Genomic DNA, 22,250 nt, shown 5'->3' on the forward strand with positions numbered 1-22,250 from the left:
CGTTTCCAACGCCGTTGAGGGTGAGCCATGAATTACCGTTACCTGGGCCGCAGTGCCTTGAAAGTGTCGCCCCTGTGCCTGGGGGCCATGATGTTCGGTGGCGAGGCTGATGAAGCCAGCGCCAAACGCATCATCGACAAAGCCGGCGCCGCTGGCGTCAACTTTATCGATTCCGCCGATGCCTATCACGCCGGGCGCTCCGAAGCCGTGGTCGGCCGCGCCATTGCCGCCCAGCGTGACCAATGGGTGGTGGCAACCAAGTTCGGTTATCCGGCGTCGGCCGAGGCCGGCCCGAACCAGCAGGGCCAGTCGCGCAAGTGGATCATGCAGGCGGTCGACGCCAGCCTGCAACGCCTGGGCAGCGACTACATCGACATCGTGTATTTCCACCGCACCTTGAGCGATGCGCCACTGGAAGAGGGCCTGCGCGCCATCGACGACCTGATTCGCCAAGGCAAGATCCGCTATTACGGGGTGTCGAATTTTCACGGCTGGAAAATCGCCGAGATGGTGCGCATTGCCGACGCGCTGGGCATCCAGCGCCCGACCGTCAGCCAGCCGCTGTACAACATCGTCAACCGTGTCGCCGAGGTCGAGCAGTTGCCGGTGGCGGGCCACTACGGCATTGGCGTCGTGCCCTACAGCCCACTGGCCCGTGGCGTGCTCAGCGGCAAATACGCGGTGGACGCGCCGCCACCGGCGGACACCCGCGCCGGGCGCGGTGACAAACGGATCCAGCAGACCGAATGGCGCCCCGAGTCGTTGAAGATCGCCAAGGCCATTGCCGAGCGTGCGGCGGCGCGGGGTACCACTTCCGTGGCGTTCGCGATTGCCTGGGTCTTGAAGAACCGCTTGATCAGCGCGGCGATCGCCGGCCCGCGCACCGAAGCGCAGTGGGACAGCTACCTGGAGGCGCTGGGCCTGGAACTGGGGCCGGAGGACGAAGCGCTGGTCGACAGCCTGGTCGTGCCCGGCCATGCCTCGACCCATGGTTTTACTGATCCGGGTTACCCGGTGGAAGGGCGCAAGGTCAGCTAGACCGCGCGGTATCACTGGTCATCGCCGTACCAGTAGTGCGCGGTGACCCCGCCGTCCATGAGGAAGTCGCTGCCCGTGATGAAGGTGCCTTCCGGGCCCATCAACAAGGCCGCGACGGCCGCGACTTCATCGGGTGTTCCGCCGCGCTTGGCGGCGCTGGATTCGATCATGCGACGGTAACCGTCCCCGCGTGGGCCGCTCAGCTCATCGCGGGCCAGCGGCGTGAAGATAATGCCCGGGCTGATCGTGTTCACGCGCGCACCGCGCTTGCCCCAGCGCACGGCCTGCGCTGCGACGCGCAGCGCGTTGCCACGCTTGGACAGCTGGTAGGCGTGCAGCGAGTCGGTCACTTGCGCAGGCTGCAACATCGGCAGGGCCAGCAACGCTTCAGTCGCGGTCAGCGCCAACGCCTTGTTCTGCTCGGCACTCAGCGCCGGCAGACGGTGCCCGGACTGCGAGGCGATGACGATGGCCGAACCGCCCTTGGCAATCACTTCGCCAAACAGCTCCAGCACCAGCGCCGTGCCGTACAGGTCGACCCGCAGGATGGTCGCCGGCGATGCCTGGGACGGTGACACACCGGCGGCATGGATCACCTTGGTGATCTCGCCAAGGCCGGCAGCCAGTGCGACGAGCGCTACGACCGACTCTCGCGACGCGACATCCACCTGGGCGGTGGTCACCTCGAAACCGGCATCACTCAAGACCTTTGCTGCCGCCTCGGCGGTGTCCTGGCGCAGGTCGGCAAGCACGACGTGCTGGCCGGCACTGACGCGCCGCGCGATGGCCTGGCCGATCGAGCCGGCACCTATGACTACGGTGACTTCCTTCATGGGATTTCCTCAAAGCGGGGGTGCCCACTTTAGAGGCAGCAGCTCCTGATGATTAGTCGTGCAAAACCGCGAGGTCTCATGAGCTGATCTCATGAGTCGGCCAATAGGTATCAAGACGTTTCGCCGCCCGTGCGCCGGTGCGCGGGCTTATGCGTATTATCCGTCGACCATACCTGCAGGGTATTCATTCAGACCTTATCCATATTGGACGGTCGCAACACCAGGCGTCAGCCTGAGGCCAATAACTATAAAAGAGGCGCAACCATGACCGTGCTATTGAGTGAGCGCAGCCAGATTTTCCAGGGTGCCGACGCCTATGCGGTGTCGGACTACGTCAACCAGCATGTCGGCAGCCACTGCATTCGCCTGCCCCCCAAGGGCCGGCCGCAGGCGAGCATCAGCCACCGCACTTTTTCCAGCCTGGACCTGTGCCGCATCAGTTACGGCGCGCCGGTGCGGGTCACGTCGGTGGCGCTGGAAACCATCTACCACTTGCAGATCCTGCTGAGCGGGCATTGCCGCTCGCATTCGCGAGGCGTGGAGCATGTGTTCGGACCTGGCGAGATCCTGCTGATCAACCCGGATGATCCGGTGGACCTGACGTATTCCGCCGACTGCGAAAAATTCATCATCAAATTACCCGTACGCCTGCTCGAAAACGCTTGCCTGGAGCAGCAATGGGCGCTGCCGCAGCCGGGTATCCGCTTTGCGACCGCGCGCCATGCACTCAGCGAAATGGGCGGGTTCCTGCCGTTGCTGGGGCTGATCTGCCACGAGGCGGAAAACGCTGCCGAACCGCATATGCAGAGCCTGTACGAGCGCATCGTGGCGACCAAGTTGCTGGCCCTGCTGGGCAGCAATGTACTGCGGGTGATCCCCCAGCCTGCACAGGGTGGCGGCTTCGAGGCGGTGCGTGAGTTTGTCGAACAGCACCTCACCGACGACATCAGCCTCGAACAACTGATGGCAGTGGCCAAGGTCAGCGAGCGCTCGCTGTACAGCCTGTTCGAGCGCCAGGTCGGCCTGTCCCCGCGTGACTACGTACGGCGGCGCAAGCTTGAACGGGTGCATGCCCGCCTGCAGCTGAGCAGCGCGCGCAGCGTGACCGAGGTGGCGCTGGACCACGGTTTTACGCACCTGGGACGGTTCTCCGAGGCCTATCGCCAACGCTTTGGCGAGTTGCCCTCGCAGACCTGGAAGCGCCACCGCTGAGCCGCGTGCACTCGGCGGATAGTGATCTGCAGAAAAGGGATATTGGACGACATGTCGGACACGTACGGTGAGGGCGCCTGATACAAGAACAACGGAGGGCTTGCCCCATGACCAGTACACTCGACCGACTCGCCCGACAACTGCGCGAGTCCGTGCAGGAAGATCCCGCCAACGGCGTGTTCCGCTGCCGCCGCGACATTTTTACCGACCCTGACCTGTTCGCCCTGGAGATGAAGCACATCTTCGAAGGCGGTTGGCTCTACCTGGCCCATGAGAGCCAGGTGCCCGAGATCAACGACTATTTCACCACCTGGATCGGGCGCCAACCGGTGGTCATCACCCGTGACAAGCACGGCAGCCTGCATGGCCTGGTCAACGCCTGTGCGCATCGCGGCGCCATGTTGTGCCGGCGCAAGCAAGGCAACAAGGGCTCGTTCACGTGCCCGTTCCACGGCTGGACATTCAGCAATGCGGGCAAGCTGCTCAAGGTCAAGGACGCCAAGACCGGGGCCTACCCCGACAGTTTTGACTGTGATGGCTCGCATGACCTCAAGCGCCTGGCGCGGTTTGAAAACTACCGCGGCTTTCTGTTCGGCAGCCTCGGCGAGGACGTGCCTGAACTGAGCGACTACCTCGGCGAAACCCGCGTGATCATCGACCAGATGGTCGACCAGGCGCCCTTGGGCCTGGAGGTACTGCGCGGCAGCTCGACGTATGTCTATGACGGCAACTGGAAGCTGCAGATCGAGAACGGCGCCGACGGTTACCACGTCAGCTCGGTGCACTGGAATTACTCGGCGACCATGGGCCGGCGCAACTACGAGGCCGAGGGCACGCGCACCGTCGACGCCAATGGCTGGTCGAAAAGCCTCGGCGGCGTCTACGCCTTCGATCACGGGCATATCCTGCTGTGGACACGCCTGCTCAACCCGGACGTGCGCCCGGTGCATGCCCATCGCGAGGCGCTGGCCGAACGCCTCGGCCAGGCGCGTGCCGACTTTATCGTCGACCAGACCCGCAACCTGTGCCTCTACCCGAATGTGTACCTGATGGACCAGTTCTCGACGCAGATCCGGGTGGTGCGGCCGCTCGCGGTGGACAAGACCGAAGTGACGATTTATTGCATGGCGCCCATCGGCGAAAGTGCCCAGGAGCGCGCCACGCGTATCCGCCAGTACGAAGATTTCTTCAACGTCAGCGGCATGGGCACACCGGACGACCTGGAGGAATTCCGCGCCTGCCAGACCGGCTACCAGGGCGCGAGCACCTTGTGGAACGACCTCAGCCGTGGCGCCAAGCAATGGGTCGAAGGCGCCGATGAAAACGCCAGGGCCATGGGCATGCACCCGCAACTCAGCGGGGTCAAAACCGAAGACGAAGGGCTGTTCGTGCGCCAGCACGCGCATTGGGCCGCGAGCCTGCAGCGCGCGATCGAACGTGAGCAGCAAGGCCTGATTGCCAGTGACCGGGAGGCGGTGTGATGAGCCTGTCCCGTGACCGCCTGCTCGACTTTCTCTACCGCGAAGCGCGCTTGCTCGATGACCGTCAGTGGGATGAATGGCTGGCGTGCTATTCACCCAAGGCGGAGTTCTGGATGCCGGCCTGGGACGACCACGACACCCTCGTCGAAGACCCGCAACGCGAGATCTCGCTGATCTACTACCCCAGCCGTGACGGCCTCGAAGACCGCATCTTCCGGATCAAGACCGAGCGTTCCAGCGCCAGTACACCGGAACCGCGCACCGTGCACCTGCTCAGCAACCTCGAAGTGCTGGCCGACGACGGCGCGCAGGTCGAACTGCGCTTCAACTGGCACACCCTCAGCCATCGCTACAAGACCACCGACAGTTACTTCGGCACCTCGTTCTACCACCTCGATACCCGCGCCGAGCAGCCGTTGATCACACGCAAGAAGGTCGTGTTGAAAAACGACTACATCCACCAGGTCATCGACATCTACCACATCTGAGGACACCGCCATGACGTATGCCATTGCCCTGAACTTCGAAGATGGGGTCACGCGTTTCATCGACTGCAAGGCGGGTGAGAAGGTGCTGGATGCTGCCTTCCGCCAACGCATCAACCTGCCCATGGACTGCTCGGACGGCGTGTGCGGCACCTGTAAATGCCACTGCGAAACCGGCGCCTATGACTTGGGCGACGACTACATCGACGACGCCCTGAGCGAAGACGAGGCGCAGCAGCGCCAGGTGCTGACCTGCCAGATGGTGCCGCAGTCCGATTGCGTGATTGCCGTGCCGCTGCCGTCCAGCGCCTGCAAGACCGGCACCACCGCATTTGTCGCGACGCTGACCGGCATTACCCGCCACGCCGATGCGGCGCTGGAGGTGCGTTTCGAACTGGATCAGGCGCCGGTGTTCCTGCCCGGCCAGTACGTGAACATCGGCGTGCCCGACAGCGGCCAGACGCGTGCGTATTCGTTCAGCAGCCGCCCCGGTGAGACCGGCGCGAGTTTTCTGATCAAGCACGTGCCGGGCGGCTTGATGAGCGGCTGGCTGCAGCGCGCGCAACCGGGCGACAGCGTGACCATGACCGGCCCGCTGGGCAGTTTCTACTTGCGCGAAGTGGCGCGGCCGTTGTTGTTGCTGGCCGGCGGCACCGGCCTGGCGCCGTTCCTGTCGATGCTCGAAGTGCTTGCGCAGCGCCAGGAAACCCGCCCGATAACACTGATCTACGGGGTCACACGCGACCAGGATCTCGTCATGGTAGAGGCACTGCAGGCGTTTGCCGCACGGCTGCCGAGCTTCAACTTCATCACCTGCGTGGCCGACCCGCAGACCGCGCATCCACGCCAGGGCTATGTCACCCAGCACATGGCCAGCGAAGTACTCAACGACGGTGATGTCGACGTGTACCTGTGCGGGCCGCCGCCGATGGTTGATGCCGTGCGCCAGCACTTCAAGACGCAGGGCGTGAACCCTGCGAGCTTCCACTACGAAAAATTCACCCCCAACGTCAGCGCCAGCTGCGATGCCGCCTGAGGACATACGCATGACTTCACGTTTCATAGACAAGGTCGCGCTGGTCACCGGCGCGGCCCAGGGCATCGGCCGCCGCGTTGCCGAGCGGTTGCTGGAGGAGGGCGCCTGGCTGGTGGCGGTGGATCGCTCGGAACTCGTGCATGAGTTGCAGCATGAGCGCGCGCTGCTGCTCACCGCCGACCTCGAACAGCACGCCGAATGCGCGCGGGTGATGGCCGCCGCAAAGGCGCGGTTCGGGCGCCTCGACATTCTGGTCAACAACGTCGGCGGGACCATCTGGGCCAAACCGTTCGAGCACTACGCCGAGAGCGAAATCGAAGCCGAAGTGCGCCGTTCATTGTTCCCGACGCTGTGGTGCTGCCATTGCGTGCTGCCGTACATGTTGGCGCAGGGCAGCGGCGCCATCGTCAATGTGTCTTCGGTGGCGACCCGTGGGCTCAATCGCGTGCCGTACGGCGCGGCCAAGGGCGGGGTGAATGCACTGACCGCCTGCCTGGCCCTGGAAACCGCCGGCAGCGGCATCCGCGTCAATGCCACCGCGCCCGGCGGCACCGAGGCGCCACCACGGCGTATCCCGCGCAACAGCCAGCCACAGAGCGAGCAGGAACGCCTGTGGTATCAGCAGATCGTCGACCAGACCCTCGACAGCAGCCCGATGAAGCGCTACGGCAGCATCGACGAACAGGCTGGCGCGATTCTGTTCCTGGCCTCCGACGAGGCGTCCTACATCACCGGCGTAACCCTGCCGGTAGGGGGTGGCGACCTCGGCTGACCGCCCGCTTTCACCTGCGTGTTCCACCTGCAGACATTGACTCACAACAACAATAAAGAGAGCACTGCCATGCGTACCCATGATGTCCATTCGATAATTGATAATGCCCCGTTCAACCGCTTTCACTGGCTGATCGTGAGCCTGTGTGCGGTACTGTTGATCTTTGACGGCTATGACTTGTTTATCTACGGTGTGGTCCTGCCGTCGATCATGCGTGAGTGGGGGCTCACCCCCTTGCAGGCCGGTGCCCTGGGCAGCTATGCGCTGTTCGGCATGATGTTCGGCGCGTTGATCTTCGGCACCCTGGCGGACCGCTTCGGCCGCAAGAAAGGCATCGTGTTCTGCTTTGCGTTGTTCAGCATCGCCACCGTGATCAACGGCTTCGCCAGCAGCCCGACCGAGTTCGGGATCTGCCGGTTTATCGCCGGGCTCGGTTGTGGCGGGTTGATGCCCAATGCCGCCGCGCTGATCAACGAATATGCACCGAAAAAAGTCCGCAGTACCTTGATGGCCTTCATGTTCAGCGGCTACTCCCTGGGCGGAATGCTCGCGGCGAGCGTGGGGATTTTCATGCTGCCGGCCTATGGCTGGTCGTCGATGTTTTTTGTCGCGGTCATCCCGCTGCTGTTGCTGCCGTTGGTGGTGTACTGGCTGCCGGAATCGATTGGTTTCCTGATTCGACAAGGCCGCACGGACCAGGCACGGGCACTGCTCGCGCGGCTGTCGCCGGGCACGCCGATCAATGCCGACGACGAGTTGGTCATCGCGGACATCAAGGGCAAGGGCGCCTCGGTGGTGGAGTTGTTCCGCCACGGCCTGGCGGTGCGCACGGCAATGATCTGGACCGCGTTTTTCTGCTGCCTGCTGATGGTCTATGCGTTGAGTTCATGGCTGCCCAAACTGATGGCCGGCGCCGGCTACAGTCTCGGGTCGAGCCTGTCGTTCCTGGTGGCGCTGAACCTGGGCGGCATGGCGGGCGCGTTGATCGGCGGGCGCCTGGGTGATCGTCTTAACCTGGTGACCGTGACCATCGGCTTCTTTATCGCCGGGGTGTTCTCGATCAGCCTGCTGGGCATCAACAGCCCGATGCCGGTGCTCTACCTGCTGATCTTCATCGCGGGCGCGACCACCATCGGCACGCAAATCCTGCTGTATGCCGGGGCGGCGCAATTGTATGGCTTGTCTATCCGCGCGACTGGCCTGGGCTGGGCGTCCGGCATCGGCCGCAATGGTGCCATCGTCGGCCCGCTGCTGGGCGGTGCACTGATGGCGATTGAACTGCCGCTGCAGCTGAACTTCATGGCCTTTGCGATTCCCGGTGCCATCGCCGCATTGGCGATGACCGTGTTTGCCCTGAATGAGCGGCGCACCCGTGTCGTCTTGCCGACCGCCCAGGCGCTGTGACCTGCCGAACCGTCGATAACAACAATAACGAAGAGCAACGACATGCACACACAACGTATCTGGCTCGCCCTGTTGGGCGTGCCCCTTGCGGCGACGGCTGACGAGGGTGGTTTTCTCAAGGACTCGACGGCCACCTTGCAGGCCCGCAACTACTACTTCAGCCGCGACTTCTCCGACATCGTCGGGGCCAATCGGCAATCGCGGGCCGAGGAGTGGGGCCAGGGCTTCATCCTCACTTACAAGTCCGGCTACACCCCAGGCCCCGTGGGCTTCGGCCTGGATGCGCTGGGCACCCTGGGCCTCAAGCTCGACAGCAGCCCGGACCGGGTCAATAGCGGCTTGCTGCCGGTCAAGGACGATGGCCGCGCCGCCGACGAGTACAGCCGCCTGGGGCTGACCTTCAAGGCGCGGCTGTCCAACACCGAATTGAAGGTCGGCGAGCTGCAGCCCAACCTGCCAGTGCTGGCCTTCAGCGACATCCGCCTGCTGCCCCCGAGTTACCAGGGCGTGGGCATCAGCTCCAGCGAGATCAACGGCCTGGCGTTGCAGGCCGGCCACTTGAGCACCACAAGCCTGCGCAACGAGGCGGGTGACGAAAAGATGATCGCCATGCTCGGCCATGTACCGCAGCGCGGGGCCGAGAGTGATGCCTTCAACTACGTGGGCGGCGACTATGCCTTCAACAGCAAGCGCACCAGCGTCAGTTATTGGCACGGGCAGTTGAAGGACATCTACGCCCAGGATTTCATCGGCCTCAAGCACAGCCAGCCGGTTGGCACCTGGGTACTGGGCGCCAATCTTGGCTATTACACTGCGCGCGAAGACGGCGACCGGTTGCTCGGCAAGATCGACAACCAGGCGTTTTTCTCGCTGTTGTCGGCCAAGCGCGGCGCGCACACGGTCTATGTGGGTTACCAAGCGATGTACGGCGACAGCGCTTTCCCGCGCGTCTTCGCCAACATCAGCCCGCTGGGCAACGAGGTGCCCACCTATGAGTTCGCCTACACCGACGAGCGCTCGTGGCAAGTGCGCTATGACTACGATTTTGCCGCGCTGGGCCTGCCGGGACTGACCACCACCGTGCGCTACATCACCGGCGACAACGTGAAGACCGGTGCCGGCTACGAGGGCAAGGACCGCGAGCGCGACCTCGACATCGGGTACGCCGTGCAAAGTGGCGTGCTGAGCGGCCTGGGCATCCGCATCCGCAATGTGATGGCGCGCTCCAACTACTGCAGCGACATCGATGAGAACCGGCTGATCCTCAGTTACACCTGGAAGCTGCTCTAGACGCCGCCCTGGCAGGTGCCCATCACGCTGTAGTTGAGCGTGTGGCTGACGCCCTGGCTGTCGAGATACACCAGGGTCGCGGGCTCGACCTGGCAACTGCCAGGCACCGCCGTGACGGAAACAATCTGCTGGATATCCAGCCCCTGGCTGTCATTGCCGCCGGCGGCGAAAGCGCCGGTGGCGGTGAGCAGCAAAGCCACGCCGAGCAATCGAATTTTCATGGTGTCGTCCTCTATCAACAGGCTCCAGTGTAGTGGCTGCAGCGCCGTATTAAACACAGGAACCGGTAAATGACCCGTACGTATTACGTAGCAATCAAGGCCCGACGCTGATGGACGTGTTCAATGGCATGCGGGTGTTTGTGCAGGTGGTCGACAGTGGCAGCTTCGCGGCGGCGGCAGAGGTGTTGAACCTCTCCGGCGCGCACGTCTCACGGTTGATCGCCGACCTGGAGCAGCACCTGCAGACGCGCCTGCTGCAGCGCACCACCCGACGCCTGAGCCTGACCGAGTCGGGCGAGCGTTTCCTGCTGCGCTGTCGCGGCATCCTCGACGACATCCGGGACGCCAGCGCCGAAGCCAGCGGCGCCCACCTCAACCCGCGCGGACGCCTGCGCGTGCACTGCATGAGCGGGCTGGGCGTGCTGATCACCCCGCTGATCGCACGCTACAGCGAGCTTCACCCGCAGGTGTCGATGGAGCTGAGCTTGTCCCAGCACACCCCTGATCCGCTCGAGGAGGGGCATGATGTGGTGATCTCCATCGCCCACGCGCTGCCGGATTCGGCCCTCGTCAGCCAGACCATCGGCCAGCTGTTCAGCGTGCCGTGCGCGGCGCCCCGTTACCTGGCAAACCATGGCGTGCCCGACCATCCCGAGCAACTGCTGCAACACCGGCGCCTGCACCTGCAGGATTTTCAGGAAGATGAGTGGCGCTTCCAGGGCGAGGCGGGGGACCTCAGCGTTCCCCCCGGCACCGCCTTCCGGACCAACGTGGCCGACGCCATGGTCAAGGCGACGCAAGAGGGCATGGGCATCAGCCTGTTGCCGTTTTTCAGCGCTGCCCCGGCCTTGCAGGACGGCTCGCTGCTACGCCTGCTGCCGGAATATCGGCTGCGTGAGCGCACTATCTTCGCAGTGTACCCTTCGCGGCGCTTTCTGGACGCCAAGGTGCGCACGTGGGTGACGTTTTTGCAGGCCAGCCTGCCGGCGTTGTTGGCCGAGTACGTCGGGGTGGTGGAACAACCGGGGCATTGGGCACAGCGTTGATGTGGCGGGCTGAGCAAACCCTGCGATCATCGCTGGGTGTCCCGATCACCATGGAACCTGGGAATGCGACCATTGAGGGAGGGCAGATACCGCCAGCGAAAAGCACCCACGGACGCGGCTGGCTGTCGGCGCAGCCATGCCGAGACCGCCTCGGCGGCGATCGCCAAGGCAAGCGGCTGGCCTGGACATTGATGTCTTCCCGCGCCAAAGCTGAAGGTTCGTCGCTGGGTTCGTTCGAGCAAGCAGCGATCGGGCTCCGGGTTCGCGCCGGGATCTCGGTTGGCTGAGGCGAGCAATAGGAGAACGGTATCGCCTGGCACCAGTACGTTGCCCTCGATATTGCATTGCTGGGTGACGAATCGCCGGGTGTTTTGCACCGGTGAGTCGTAGCGCGCCACTTCTGCCACCAGGTCTGCAACCTGCTGCCCGCCTTCAAGCAGTCCAGGCTCACGATGCAGCGCCACGAGGCTGTTGCCGATCAAGCCTGCGCTGGCTTCGCAGGTCTGCGACAACAGGCCGATCAGGTTGGCGATCAATGCCTCGCGGTCTCTCCAGGCGGTGGCTGCGCAAGCGCTTTGGACGTGGTTCAAGAAGCGGCTACTGTCATTGGCGTCACTCAGCAGCGCGCTGAATAATTGCCTGAGTCGAGTCGCCGCGCCATGGGCGCTGTCGAGTTGAATGTCGTCGCTCAGGGGCGACAGGCAGGCAACAAAATCCCGCGTCAGCCTTGCGACGTCCTGTAGCTGGCTGGGTGGGAAGCCTATCAGCGCTGCAATGACGCACACCGGTACGGTGAACATCAATTCATCCAGGTGCTCGACGGGGAGGGTCTCGACCAGGCGTGCCACGAGGCCTGCGATGCGTTCTGTCTCGACAGCGGCCAACGCCGGTTCGATGGCCATCCTCGGGCACATGTGCTGCGGGCCCTCGTTCATGCGCATCAAGCGAGCGAAAATCATCCCCGCGGCGCCTTGCGCAATGGCCGCGGGAACCGGCTCGTCCGGCGGACGCACTCGACAGTCGGGGTGCCCGAGGAGAGCGTCGACCGCGTTGGCACTGCTTGCAATCCATAACCGAAGATCGGTATCGAAGTACAGCCCACCTTGTCGCCTGAGGTAAGCGTAATAAGGGTAGGGGTCGGCATGGGTCGCGGCTTCAAAAGGCGTCATTCCTGGAGTCCTGTTCACAAAGAACAGCTACTATTGAACACCTTTCATGCCGACGATTCGCTCAGGAACGAAATATGGATGCCCAAGGCAATGACAGCGCGATTTCTCGGGTAGCCGGCGCCATTGCCGAGCCTGCGAGGACCAAAATGCTGTGTGCGCTGATGGATGGCCACGCACGTACCAGTACCGAAATGGCCGTGATCGCCGACGTGAGTGCATCCACGGCGAGTGCGCATCTGGTACGGCTCAAAGACGCCGGCTTGGTAAGGCTGCACACGCAGGGCCGGCATCGCTACTACAGCCTGGCGGACGCGCAGGTGGCCCAGGCGATCGAGGCCCTCATGGTGATCAGCCAAAACGCGGACACGCGCTACGTTTCCACGACCCCGAGCCGATTGCAGTTTGCGCGTACCTGTTATGACCACATGGCAGGATCATTGGCCGTGCAGCTGCACGACCACTTCATCGCGTCAGGCTGGCTGACCGTGGCGGATGCCGGGGATGTCCTGTATCAGCTCACGGCGAGCGGCGAAACAGCCATGACGGGGTTGGGTATCGAGGTGGAAAAGGCCAGGGCCCAGCGACGTCGTTTCGCGTGTTCATGCCTGGACTGGAGCATGCGCCGCCCTCATCTGGCGGGGGCGCTCGGCGCGGCTTTCCTGCAGATGCTCCTGAGCCGCCAGTGGGTTATTCAAGACCTCGACAGTCGCGCACTTGGATTGACAGCCAAGGGGCGGGAAGCGCTGTCTGGCCGGTTCGGGATCACGCTTGAAAGCCCACAGGTGCAGGGATCAGTGCAACGAAAGATCAACCGATCCGCCGAACTGGCCTATGACGGCTGACGGATCCGTGTCTGGCAAAGCAGCCTCTGCGTGTTCACTGAGCATTGGCACGTTGCCGGTGACTTCGGCGCGTTGCCGGTTGTTCGTGCCGTGTCCATGGTCGCCACCTCAGAGATGCTCGATCACCATCACCGCAGTCGTGTCGGCCTCGAGTGCTTCGAACACGTGAGGCGCATTCGCCAGGTAGCTTATGTAGTCGCCCGCGTTCAGCAACACCGGTCCGTCCGCCGGGCCGATGCGGGCACTGCCACTGCACAGCACCACGTGCTCTACGGTGCCTGCCGGGTGAGGCTGGGACAGGCGGACTTCGCCAGGCTGTACCTTCAACCGGTAGAGGTCGCGCCGCACTCCGGCCGGGCAGTCGGCAAGCAGTGTCGCGGCATAATTGGCCGTCTCGGCATACGTCGTCATGCCCTCGTTGGCGCGGATCACCCGCAGGGTTTGCCGGGGCTGCTCGAAGAAGCGAGTGACTTGCAAGCCCATCGCCATCGCCAACGACCACAAGGTTTCGATGCTGGGGTTACCGATTCCCGACTCCAATTGAGACAAGGTCGATTTCGCCACCCCGGCGCGCTTCGCCAATTCGGTCAAGGACAGCCCGGCGGCCAGGCGTTCGCGCTTGATTGAAAGCGCCAGCAGATCGATTCGGCTGGGATTATGGCTCATGGGGCTGTTCGTTATGTCAGTCATTTGTTCTTCAAATCATCCGATTGAGAATTGACGCTCTGGGTTAGCGTGTTCATTATAGTGGTCGTTAGTTCATTATAAAGTTCTATTTGTCGAACTCTCCCGCGGACGGCGGCCTGGGTCACGGCAATGTCGACAGCAAGGAAGCCAAGAGTGATGAAGGCGCAAACCCGTGGGACGTTCGAAATGATTTCGGCCATGCTGATCTCCGGCACGGTGGGCTGGTTCGTCATCATGTCGGGGCAGAGCCCGCAGGCCGTGGTCTTCTGGCGTTGCGTGTTCGGCGCGTTGGCGATGTTGGCCGCGTGCCTGATGCTGGGGGTGCTGCGTCGCCCGCTGATCACTGCCCGGCAGTTCATTTGGGTGTGCCTGGGCGGGGTGGCGCTGATGCTCAATTGGGTGCTGCTGTTCAGTGCCTACCAACACGCCTCAATCGCCATTGCCACGGTGGTTTACCATGTCCAGCCGTTCATGCTGGTCGGTCTGGGTGCGCTGTTTTACGCCGAACGCCTCAGTGTTGCCAAGCTCGGCTGGCTGCTGGTGGCCTTCGCCGGCCTGATGCTGATCGTGTTCGCCAAGGGCGGCGGGCAGGCCAGCGGCGCCGACTACCTGCTGGGCGTTTGCCTGGCGCTGTCTTCCGCCTTCTTCTACGCGGTGGCGGCAGCGATCACCAAGCGCCTCAAGGAGGTGCCCGCGCACCTGATCGTGCTGATCCAGATGGTGGTCGGCGTGCTGGTGCTGGCCCCATTCGTGGACTTTGGCAGGGGCGACACGGTCGGGGATGCCTGGATTTACCTGATCATTATCGGCGTGGTCCATACCGGGCTGATGTCGACGCTGCTCTACAGCGCCATCCAGAAAATCCCCACGGCCCTGGTCGGGGCTCTGTCATTCATCTACCCGATCGCCGCTATCCTGGTCGACTGGGTGGCCTTCGCGCATCCGCTCAGCAGCCTGCAAGTGATTGGCGCGAGCGCCATTCTGCTGGCGGCGGCGGGGATGAACTTCGGTTGGTCACTGCGCCGTCCCGGGCCGCAGATAATCGCGCTGACTGACCGCCGTGGTCGCCAGGATTGACCTGGGCGGTGTTTCAACTCGGTCACCTGTGGCTGGTGTGGCAGGCGCTGTCATATGACGTTGAGGGTTGGCATACGCTGCTGGTCGCCACTCCGGGCAGATCTGTACGATGTAACCGGACCCCGCCAAGATTTGAGCTGCCATGGTTCACGCTGCAGCGCAGGAGGAAGGTAGTCATAGCAGAGCGGGTGACGCCCGGCAGCCTTGCCCAGAGCCCAACTGCCAGTGCAGATAGCAGCACCTAACCTGCGCTCGGGCGGGCCTGTGGAGGGTGCTGCGATACGCTGACTGCTCAATGGTCGCGTCAGCCTCGGTGGAACGGTTCACCCCTCGATCTTTGCACTGGCCTGCTGTAACTCCCGAGCGTCCCCCCCCAGCGCACCGGTGGCTTGGGCTGCCAGTTTCAACAGCATCTTGCGCGCACTCGTAATGGCGTCTTCGTTGAAACGCTCGGAGGGCCCCGAGAGGGTCAGGGCGCCTTTGAGTTCGTTATTCATGCCGAACACAGGTACCGACACCGCTGCGGTATCGGGATCGCGTTCGCCAAAAGAACTCGCCCAGAGTTGCTCGCGAACATTGGCAAGCGCATCAGCAACAGACGGGCCGAAAGTCCGCAGAATCTTTCCCGAAGCCCCGGCGTTAAGTGGAAAACGATCACCCTCGTGAATGGAAACCCGCACGGAACGCTTGGGTTCGACGCGGAAAAGCACCACCCGACTGTCGTTTTCGATGACGTAGAACGAGGAAGTTTCCCCGCTCTCTTGCGAGAGCGTTTCGAGTATTGGGTAGATGATGTCGCGCAGGCGAAATGAACTTTGGTAAAGCGGTGCCAGCCGAAGGGGTTCGTGGCCGATAGCGAATTGTCCGTCCGGCAATCGACGAATGTAACCGGCTCTTTCCAGGGAGATCATTAAGCGCAGGATGGTACTTTTGTAGAGACCGGTGCGGCGCGCCAATTCTGCCAGTGGCAACACGCTGCACTGCGTGTCGAAGGCGCCGAGTATGGCAAAGGCGCGGTCGACCGCGGCAACGCCGCCGTCAGCGGGATCTTTCTCAGGTTTTTCGTTACTGTTCATGGTCATTTCGGCCAGTGATTGGGCTGCAAATCCATCATCGTGAGTAAGCTCACCCTTGCGACGGGTGAGCAATTTGACGATACCTTACCCGCAGCGCCTACTCGCCGACTAGTCTGTCTGGCAGCACATCATTCTGGCCCTTAGCATTCGCTGCTCAAGCGTCACGCATGAAGAAACGCAGCGACACGGCCATCAGCGCGGCAAACAACAGCACGCAACCCATGACCATCAGGCCCGCGGTGAACGACTGCGTGGCGTCTTTCAGATAGCCCATCAGGTAGGGGCCGACGAAGCCTCCGAACGCGCCAAAGGTATTGATCAGCGCAATCCCTCCCGCGGCGGCCCGGCCCGAAAGGAACTTGGCCGGCAAGGTATAGAAGATGGTTTTCGCAGAAATCGTCCCGACCAGGGCCAGGGTGATGCCTATCAGCGCCGGGGCCAGTGCGTTCATGTTCAGTGCGAACATCAACGCCAGGCCCGCCAGCACCAGCGCAATCACCAGGTTAAGGATGCCTCTGCCTGTGCGGTCGACATACTTGGCCCAGAACAGCAGGCCTAGGGTGGAGAAGAAGTACGGAATAGCCGCGACCCAGCCGATCATGCTGATTTCCACGCCATGCGCCTTGAGCATCTGTGGAAGCCAGATGCCAATGCCGTACGTGCCGATGGTGAAGCTGAAGGTGATCGAACTGAGGATCCACACGCGTGGATCCTTGAGTACAACACCGAAGTCATGGCGTTTCTGATCCTTGCCGGCTTCCTTTTCCAGCATGTCGTTCAGGGCGTCACGTTCTTCCTGCGTCAGCCATTTGGCTTCGCTGGGGCGGTTTGCCAGGACCTTCAATGTGATCAACCCCAGCACACACGCCGGAATGCCCTCGATCAGGAACATCCATTGCCAGCCAGCCAGGCCCCAGATGCCGTGCATCTGTAGCAACCAGATTGACAGCGGGCCGCCGACCAGAAAGGAAATAGGGGTAGCCACGGTGAACCACGCCAATACCCGTGTACGGTATTGCGCGGGGAACCACAGGGTCAGGAAGAAAATCACGCCAGGAAAGAAGCCCGCTTCCGCCACACCCAGGATGAAGCGCACGGCATAGAAACTATAAGGGCCGATAACCCAGGCTGTGGCCGCTGCTGCCAGGCCCCAGCTAATCATGATGCGTGCCATCCACACCCGGGCCCCGAAGCGGTACATCGCCAGGTTGCTGGGCACTTCGCAGAGGCAGTAGCCGACAAACATAATGCCGGCGCCCAGTCCGAACTGGGCCGCAGTAAGCCCGAGCTGATCGGTCATCTGCAGCGCGGCATAACCCACACTGGTGCGGTCCAGATAGTTGAAGAAATAGGCCAGTGCAAGCAGTGGAATCAAGCGCCAGGCGGCTTTTTTCATCGCTCGGCGTTGAAGTCCCGAATGCACTTCAGGCTGGGACTGGGGCAAGTGGGAAGTCGTGGTCGTGACGTTAGCCATGACTGTATCCTCGGTATTGTTGTTATGGATACCGTGGCGGGATACGCCGACGGTTCTGGCAGGATTTCGTGCGGTTCCGGCACTCCGTTCTGCGGTTCACGCCGAGCCTCCCTCGGCGCGTCAGATTTATCGGCAGCCGCAACGGGCCCAGGTTGGCCCGCCGTAGCGCCGGTCAGGCGCTCTTGATCGTGCCTGTGGCCTCCAGGGCGTCGATCGCCTCGGCGGTATAACCGAGTTGTTCCAACAGTTCCCGAGAGTGGCTACCCATTTGCGGAACATTCAGGCGTGCGCCAAAACGCTGGCCGTCCATCTCGAAAGGGAGCATCGGCACTTTCACGGTCTCGCCGTTGGGCAGCGCCAGTTCTGTCATGCCGCCGGATTCGTTGAGGTGGTGATCGTCGAACAGGTCATCCGGGCGTTGAATCGGGGAGAAGGGCAGGCCGGCCTGTTCACACAGCTTCATCACCGCCTGCTTGCTCATGCCGGCAACGCGTTCACGTACCGATGGCATAATCTGCTCGCGAGCAATCACACGCTGGTTATTGCGCGCAAGAGCCGGGTCGTTGCCCAGTTCCTGGAAGTCGAAAGCGGTGCAGAACGCTTGCCATTGGCTATCGCTCACCACGCCGATAAAGACCTGTTCGTTTTCTTGATCCGTATCAAACACGTCATAGATCGCCCAGGCAGAAATGCGGCTGGGCATGGGGGCGGCGGAGGCGCCCGTGACCACTTTCTGCATCATGTGCTGGGCTACCAAGAACGCCGAGTTCTCGAAGAGCCCGGTCTGGACGAATTGACCGCGTCCGGTTTCCTTGCGCTGGAGCAGGGCCGCCAGGATGGAGACGGCGCTGAACATGCCGCCCATCACATCGTTGACCGACGCACCGGCACGCAGTGGGCGCCCGACAGGGCCTGTCATGTAGGCCAACCCGGTCATCATCTGCACGACTTCGTCGAGGGCGGTACGGTTTTCGTAGGGACCCGGCAAGAAGCCTTTCATCGAGCTGTAGATGATGTCCGGCTTGATGGCTTTGACCTGTTCATAGCCCAGTTCCAGTTTTTCCATGGCTCCGAGGCGGAAGTTCTCGATGACCACATCGGCGGTGGCGATGAGTTTTCGCACCGCTTCCTTGCCTTCGTCGGATTTGATATCCACCGCAAAACTCTTCTTGTTGCGGTTGTAGGTCATCCAGTAGCCCGCGCCGGAGCCCATCAGGCGGCGGGTGTTGTCGCCCTCTGGCACGGGCTCAACCTTGATCACCTCGGCACCAAGATCGGCGAGCAGCAGGCCGCAGGTTGGGCCCATCACCATGTGGACGAACTCGATCACGCGGATCCCGGCCAGTGGCAGCTGTTTTTCTTCTGGCTGGTTCATACGCGCTCCTTGGCATAGGTGAAGTTCTTGCCCACGCCGGCATCGGGGATGAAGCCATACAGCGGTTCACCTGGCAGCCCTTTAACCAGCCAATCCCGTGCATGAACCAGGCGGTCAAGGTCAACGCCGGTGCGCAGGCCCATCGATTCGAGCAGGTAAACGAGGTCTTCGGTAACGATATTTCCCGAGGCGCCAGGCGCGTAGGGGCAGCCGCCAATACCGCCTTGGGAACCATCGAACGTAGTGACGCCAGCTTCCAGTGCCGCCACGACATTGGCCAGGCCCTGCCCGCGGGTATTGTGAAAATGCGCACTGCCGCTGAGTGCGCCTATTTCGTTGCGTAGCCGGATGAATAGGCGGCGCACTTGAGTGGGGTTGGCATAGCCGACGGTGTCGGACAGGCCGACCTCATCTACACCGAGTTCGGCCATTTTCACGGCAATGGCGAGGGTCTCGTCATCCGTGACCGCGCCTTGAAGCGTGCAGCCAAAAGCCGTGGAGACGCCTGCTTCTATCTGGATGCCGGGGAAGCGTTCGTTGCGCAACGCAACCACGGCCTTCACCTCTTCGAACACCTGTGCGTGAGTCTTGCGGATGTTGGAGATCGAGTGCTGCTCACTGACAGAGATGGGCAGGGTGATCTTGTGTACACCGGCGTGAAAGGCCGCTTCAGCCCCACGAAGATTAGGCACCAGGGCGGTCACGTGCAGGTTCGGCAGTGTCAGCGCATGGGCCACGACGAGCGCACAGTCCGCCATTTGCGGCAGCAGCTTGGGAGGCACAAACGAACCCACTTCGATCTCGCGTAGGCCTGCTGTTGCCAGTGCCGTTATCCATTCCAGTTTGAGCTCGGTAGACATGATGGCGTTGACGCTTTGCAGGCCATCGCGCGGCCCCACTTCACTTACCAGGATGTCGATTTCAGTGGCGTCTTTCACAGTAGGTTCTCCTCATCTGCGGGACAGCCTGTTGAACATTCACGCAATGCGGCGGTTAGGAAAAGCACGTATTGTTAAGAGTGTTCTGTCAGGCAGAATATTGTTCTATTCCTAGTATTGGCCTTAAAAATACCTGCTGTCAACGGCTGTCTTGATGCACTCACACCCCCATGCATCTGGCGCTTTCAAAGGGTTTCTGGTTATCCCGCGGAATAATTTTTGCTCTGCGCGCGCAACGCCCCAGCGAAATCTCGCGCTTGACAGGCAATCAAAATGCTTGGAAAGTTATTCCGCCAGAAGGAATGTTGTTCTGTCAGATAGAACAAATAAAAACAAAAACCTCTGTGCATCTGGACGGCAAGGCGTTACCTGAAGCAATTAGGTTCGCCTTCCTTGTCACGATGCCAGTTGATACGCGGAGTGCTGCCATGAGCCTGTATCCCCCACCTCAGGAGAGGACCACCGAGGTCTTCACCCGGCTGCCCGAGAAGTTCTGGCGCAACGGCGACTCGGATTGGGTTCGTGCCAACAAACTGGGCCAGAAGGTTGCCAGTTTTCTGGAAGGACCCTCCTTCGACCGGGCCGGCAATCTTTACGTGACCGATATCCCCTACGGCCGCATCTTTCGCATTTCACCGCAGGGGGAGTGGGAGTTGGTCGTGGAGTACGACGGCTGGCCCAATGGCCTGAAAATTCATGGTGATGGCAGAATTTTCATTGCCGACTACAAGCGCGGCATCCTGGTCCTGGATCCGCTAAGCAAGCGCATTGAGCCTTTCCTTACCCACCGCCGCAGCGAGGGCTTCAAGGGCGTCAATGACCTGTTTTTCGATCCTGAAGGGCGTCTCTACTTCACCGACCAGGGCCAGACCGGCATGCACGACCCCAGTGGCCGTGTGTTTCGCTATGACCTGGAAAGCCAACGTCTGGATTGTCTGTTGGATAACGGACCGAGCCCCAATGGCCTGGTCATGGACCTGCACGAGCAAGCATTGCTTGTGGCCATGACCCGGGGCAATTCGATCTGGCGCCTGCCCATTCAATCGGACGGCACGACGTCCAAGGTCGGAGTGTTCACGGCCATGGCAGGCGGGGTGAGCGGCGCGGACGGCATTGCACTGGATGACCAGGGCAACCTGTTCGTTTGCGATGCGGGTAATGGCTGCGTATGGGTGTTCGATCGCCATGCGGTGCCTCTCTATCGCCTGCGGTCCTGCACCGAAGGACGGACCTTGACCAACCTGGCGTTTGGCGGTGAAGGCAACCGGCACCTGTTCGTCACCGACTCTTCAACCGGCCACATCCTCAAGATAGCCATGGAGCATCCTGGCAAGCCGATGTTCTCGCACGCCACTACGTAACTACAGGTACGCAAGCCCAAGGCGCGTGGATTCGATTCGCCTCGAACCGCGCTAATGGCTGCGCTTTGCCCAAACAAAACCAATAAGAAGAGGGACACATGCTTACGATCCTCAGCTACACAATGATCGCCTGCTTCATGTACCTGATCATGAGCAAGCGACTGTCACCACTGGTTGCACTCGTGCTGGTGCCCATCCTGTTTGGCTGCCTCGCCGGGTTTTCCACCGCCCTGGGCCCGATGATGCTCGACGGCATGAAAATGCTCGCCCCGACGGGGATTATGCTCACCTTCGCCATCCTGTATTTCTGCATGATGACGGACGCAGGTCTGTTCAACCCGCTGATCAAGTTGATCCTGAAGCTGGTCAAGGGCGACCCGCTGAAAATCGTGGTGGGCACCGCGATCCTGGGCATTTGCGTGGGCCTCGACGGGGATGGTGCAACGATGTACATCATCACCACAGCAGCGATGCTGCCGCTCTACCGCCGTACGGGTATAAGTCTGCAAGTCATGGCGACAGTGCTGATCCTGACCATTGGTGTGATGAACATCCTGCCGTGGGCCGGCCCGTTCTCCCGCGCGGCCAGTGCTATGCACGTCGACATTACCGACCTGTTTATCGAGATGATCCCAATCATGATCGCGGGGCTTGGCTGGGTGATCTTCAGTGCATTCTGGCTCGGCTTGAAAGAACGACGCCGCCTCGGGATCCTGACGCTCGACAACGATGAGCTCATGGATCAGTTCACAGAGTTTCGCCTGGGTGACTGGCGCTTTCTGTTCAACGCCGCGCTGACCATCACCCTGATCGCGCTGATGATGCTTAACCTGATGCCACTGCCGGTGCTGTTCACCATCGCCTTTGCCCTGGGCCTGATGGTCAACTTTCCCACGCTCAAGGCGCAGAAAGCGGTGATCGGCAAGCACGCCGACAACGTCATGGCCGTCACCTCGCTGATTTTTGCGGCAGGTATTTTTGTCGGCATCATGTCCGGTACCGGCATGGTCAAAGCTATCTCCGAAAGCCTGATCATGGTCATCCCGGATTCCGCCGGGCATTTCATGTCGGTGTTCACCGCCTTCATCAGCATGCCATTCACCTATGTCCTGACCAACGACGCCTTCTACTTCGGCATTCTGCCGATCCTGGCCGAGACCGCCAGCCATTACGGCATCGAAGCTCAGGAGATGGCGATTGCGAGCCTGATCGGTCAGCCGGTGCACCTTCTCAGCCCACTGGTAGCCTCTACTTATCTGCTGTGCGGCCTCCTGGATGTGGACTACGGCGACAACCAGCGCGCCTCCATTTTCTGGTGCATCGGTACCTGCCTGGTGATGTTTGTAGCCGCTGTCGTGCTGGGTTCTATCGATATTTATAACTGAGGGTCTACGCCGTTACGCGGGGCGGTTGGGGCGTCCACCGTTATTTTG

At 61.8% G+C, this 22,250-nt stretch carries 21 protein-coding genes; 13 read left to right on the top strand and 8 right to left on the bottom strand.

The features are described from left to right. The first annotated feature begins 27 nt into the window (after positions 1–27). Positions 28–1,038 (top strand): aldo/keto reductase, encoded by a 1,011-nt coding sequence (locus AC07OJ_RS02430; RefSeq protein ID WP_495093836.1) that lies wholly within the window; start codon positions 28–30, stop codon positions 1,036–1,038. A gap of 11 nt (positions 1,039–1,049) precedes the next feature. On the opposite strand, the gene AC07OJ_RS02435 is transcribed toward AC07OJ_RS02430, so the two are convergent. Continuing rightward, positions 1,050–1,871 carry an SDR family oxidoreductase gene (locus AC07OJ_RS02435; RefSeq protein ID WP_495093837.1) on the bottom strand — a complete coding sequence of 274 codons (822 nt, stop codon included), beginning with the start codon at positions 1,869–1,871 and terminating at the stop codon, positions 1,050–1,052. Positions 1,872–2,135: 264 nt separating this feature from the next. Here AC07OJ_RS02435 and AC07OJ_RS02440 point away from each other — a divergent pair, with 264 nt between their 5' ends. The 7 genes from AC07OJ_RS02440 to AC07OJ_RS02470 all read left to right on the top strand — a co-directional run bounded on the left by AC07OJ_RS02440 (position 2,136) and on the right by AC07OJ_RS02470 (position 9,551). Further along, positions 2,136–3,083 (top strand): AraC family transcriptional regulator, encoded by a 948-nt coding sequence (locus AC07OJ_RS02440; RefSeq protein ID WP_065905064.1) that lies wholly within the window; start codon positions 2,136–2,138, stop codon positions 3,081–3,083. A 107-nt stretch (positions 3,084–3,190) separates the two neighbouring features. Further along, positions 3,191–4,564, top strand: a complete 1,374-nt coding sequence (locus tag AC07OJ_RS02445) for a Rieske 2Fe-2S domain-containing protein (RefSeq protein ID WP_065905065.1) — start codon at positions 3,191–3,193, stop codon at positions 4,562–4,564. After that, entirely contained in the window at positions 4,564–5,052 is a 489-nt protein-coding gene (gene benB / locus AC07OJ_RS02450) for a benzoate 1,2-dioxygenase small subunit (RefSeq protein WP_065905066.1), read from the top strand. Before AC07OJ_RS02445 ends, benB begins: the two co-directional genes overlap by 1 nt. A gap of 10 nt (positions 5,053–5,062) precedes the next feature. Beyond that, a complete protein-coding gene (benC, locus tag AC07OJ_RS02455) occupies positions 5,063–6,085 on the top strand; it encodes a benzoate 1,2-dioxygenase electron transfer component BenC (RefSeq protein WP_495093838.1) in 1,023 nt (340 codons plus the stop codon). A gap of 10 nt (positions 6,086–6,095) precedes the next feature. Next, positions 6,096–6,857, top strand: a complete 762-nt coding sequence (locus AC07OJ_RS02460) for a 1,6-dihydroxycyclohexa-2,4-diene-1-carboxylate dehydrogenase (RefSeq protein ID WP_495093839.1) — start codon at positions 6,096–6,098, stop codon at positions 6,855–6,857. A gap of 69 nt (positions 6,858–6,926) precedes the next feature. Beyond that, positions 6,927–8,261, top strand: coding sequence for an MFS transporter (locus AC07OJ_RS02465; protein WP_065905069.1), 1,335 nt, complete (start codon positions 6,927–6,929; stop codon positions 8,259–8,261). Between the two features lie 42 nt (positions 8,262–8,303). Next, a complete protein-coding gene (locus AC07OJ_RS02470; protein WP_495093840.1) occupies positions 8,304–9,551 on the top strand; it encodes an OprD family porin in 1,248 nt (415 codons plus the stop codon). On the opposite strand, the gene AC07OJ_RS02475 is transcribed toward AC07OJ_RS02470, so the two are convergent. Beyond that, positions 9,548–9,772, bottom strand: a complete 225-nt coding sequence (locus AC07OJ_RS02475) for a DUF2790 domain-containing protein (protein ID WP_120448529.1) — start codon at positions 9,770–9,772, stop codon at positions 9,548–9,550. The genes AC07OJ_RS02470 and AC07OJ_RS02475 overlap by 4 nt on opposite strands. Before the next feature lie 110 nt (positions 9,773–9,882). Between AC07OJ_RS02475 and AC07OJ_RS02480 the strand changes: the two genes are divergently transcribed. Next, complete coding sequence (locus AC07OJ_RS02480) at positions 9,883–10,818, top strand: LysR family transcriptional regulator (protein WP_495093841.1); 936 nt, start codon at positions 9,883–9,885, stop codon at positions 10,816–10,818. 26 nt (positions 10,819–10,844) lie between these two features. Here AC07OJ_RS02480 and AC07OJ_RS02485 read toward each other — a convergent pair whose 3' ends face one another. Further along, complete coding sequence (locus AC07OJ_RS02485; RefSeq protein ID WP_495093842.1) at positions 10,845–11,987, bottom strand: cytochrome P450; 1,143 nt, start codon at positions 11,985–11,987, stop codon at positions 10,845–10,847. 74 nt (positions 11,988–12,061) lie between these two features. Between AC07OJ_RS02485 and AC07OJ_RS02490 the strand changes: the two genes are divergently transcribed. Then, positions 12,062–12,829 (top strand): ArsR/SmtB family transcription factor, encoded by a 768-nt coding sequence (locus AC07OJ_RS02490; protein WP_495093843.1) that lies wholly within the window; start codon positions 12,062–12,064, stop codon positions 12,827–12,829. Positions 12,830–12,937: 108 nt separating this feature from the next. On the opposite strand, the gene AC07OJ_RS02495 is transcribed toward AC07OJ_RS02490, so the two are convergent. Then, entirely contained in the window at positions 12,938–13,519 is a 582-nt protein-coding gene (locus AC07OJ_RS02495; protein WP_495093844.1) for a helix-turn-helix domain-containing protein, read from the bottom strand. 153 nt (positions 13,520–13,672) lie between these two features. On the opposite strand from AC07OJ_RS02495, the gene AC07OJ_RS02500 reads away from it, so the two are divergent. Continuing rightward, entirely contained in the window at positions 13,673–14,593 is a 921-nt protein-coding gene (locus tag AC07OJ_RS02500; protein WP_495093845.1) for a DMT family transporter, read from the top strand. A gap of 323 nt (positions 14,594–14,916) precedes the next feature. On the opposite strand, the gene AC07OJ_RS02505 is transcribed toward AC07OJ_RS02500, so the two are convergent. The 4 genes from AC07OJ_RS02505 to AC07OJ_RS02520 all read right to left on the bottom strand — a co-directional run bounded on the left by AC07OJ_RS02505 (position 14,917) and on the right by AC07OJ_RS02520 (position 19,456). Then, the gene (locus AC07OJ_RS02505; protein WP_315414504.1) at positions 14,917–15,741 is read right to left on the bottom strand and encodes an IclR family transcriptional regulator; all 825 of its coding nucleotides are present in this window, start codon (positions 15,739–15,741) and stop codon (positions 14,917–14,919) included. An 82-nt stretch (positions 15,742–15,823) separates the two neighbouring features. Continuing rightward, a complete protein-coding gene (locus tag AC07OJ_RS02510; RefSeq protein ID WP_106803974.1) occupies positions 15,824–17,143 on the bottom strand; it encodes an MFS transporter in 1,320 nt (439 codons plus the stop codon). Positions 17,144–17,315: 172 nt separating this feature from the next. Then, positions 17,316–18,518 (bottom strand): CaiB/BaiF CoA transferase family protein, encoded by a 1,203-nt coding sequence (locus AC07OJ_RS02515; protein ID WP_495093846.1) that lies wholly within the window; start codon positions 18,516–18,518, stop codon positions 17,316–17,318. Then, on the bottom strand, positions 18,515–19,456 hold the full coding sequence (locus AC07OJ_RS02520) for a hydroxymethylglutaryl-CoA lyase (protein ID WP_495093847.1): 942 nt from the start codon (positions 19,454–19,456) through the stop codon (positions 18,515–18,517). Before AC07OJ_RS02520 ends, AC07OJ_RS02515 begins: the two co-directional genes overlap by 4 nt. Before the next feature lie 428 nt (positions 19,457–19,884). Here AC07OJ_RS02520 and AC07OJ_RS02525 point away from each other — a divergent pair, with 428 nt between their 5' ends. After that, complete coding sequence (locus AC07OJ_RS02525) at positions 19,885–20,817, top strand: SMP-30/gluconolactonase/LRE family protein (protein ID WP_495093848.1); 933 nt, start codon at positions 19,885–19,887, stop codon at positions 20,815–20,817. 98 nt (positions 20,818–20,915) lie between these two features. Beyond that, a complete protein-coding gene (locus tag AC07OJ_RS02530) occupies positions 20,916–22,202 on the top strand; it encodes a CitMHS family transporter (protein ID WP_495093849.1) in 1,287 nt (428 codons plus the stop codon). Positions 22,203–22,250: the final 48 nt, after the last annotated feature.

It is taken from the genome of Pseudomonas sp. GW821-FHT09C08 (assembly GCF_059418125.1).